The organism is Synechococcus sp. R55.2 (assembly GCF_047462075.1).
GTDB lineage: Bacteria > Cyanobacteriota > Cyanobacteriia > Thermostichales > Thermostichaceae > Thermostichus.
Window position 1 is genome coordinate 1 of the sequence record NZ_JANSIH010000139.1, and the last position, 894, is coordinate 894.

The following is an 894-nucleotide window of genomic DNA, read 5'->3' on the forward strand; positions in this document are numbered from 1 at the left end:
GGCATCGGTGGCCTCCAGCTCCCGCTGCACTGCCTCAGGCTTGAGGGCCCGCTGGGCAAAACGGGTGCGGTTGCGCCGCTCCTGTTCGACAGAGCGATCCCAGCGCCGGTGAAACTCATCCACTTCCGGCACGCCAAGATCGAGGGTTAGCTGGCGCTCGGCGGACCAGTGTCCCTTGCGCAGGAAGAGGGCTTCGAGCACAGCCTGGGTAACGCTTTCGCTAGCCTCCGGCACAGGCACGTGGGTGCCCAGGGTGCGGTGGATCTCCCGCGCTTTGTTGAGCAACACCTCCAGTACCACGCCATCTACGGGGTTGTCGCGGCCAAAAAAGCGGATGACCTTGACCCGGCTGGCCTTTTGGCCGTAGCGATCCACCCGGCCCTCCCGCTGCTCCAGCCGATTGGGGTTCCAGGGCAGGTCGTAGTGGATGACGGCTGTAAACTTTTCCTGCAGGTTGATCCCTTCCGAGAGGCAGTCGGTGGCCACCAGCACCCGTGGTCGGTCAACTTCCAGGTTCGCGATCTTGGCCTCCCGCTCCTCGTCTCCCATCCTGCCCGTTACACAGGCTACTTGGGCTGGGGATCCCAGCTGTTGCCGAAGGTAACTGTCCAGATACTCCGCAGTGGCAACGTAGCGGCACCAGAGGATGGGATGAAAACCTTCCTGAAGCAACTTTTTCACCAGCTCGATGGCCCGCGCCAGTTTGGTGTCGTGCTCTGGGCCCTGGAGCTGTTTGGCCAGACGGGCCAGGGCCTGCAACCGGCGGCGGTCGCTATCCGGCAGGGTTGGGTCTGCGGCTTCAAGAGCTGGCGTTGGCAGCTCATCGTCGGTACGCTCTTCTGCCGACTCGAACACCCAGCGGCTCAGTTCTGCCTCAACCTCTTCTTCTGCCTC

Annotated in this window: 1 protein-coding gene; it reads right to left on the reverse strand. The window is 63.2% G+C overall.

The window, feature by feature from the left end:
* Positions 1 to 894: C-terminal helicase domain-containing protein (locus NW838_RS05260; RefSeq protein ID WP_414427629.1), on the reverse strand; the 894-nt coding region annotated here is incomplete at both ends.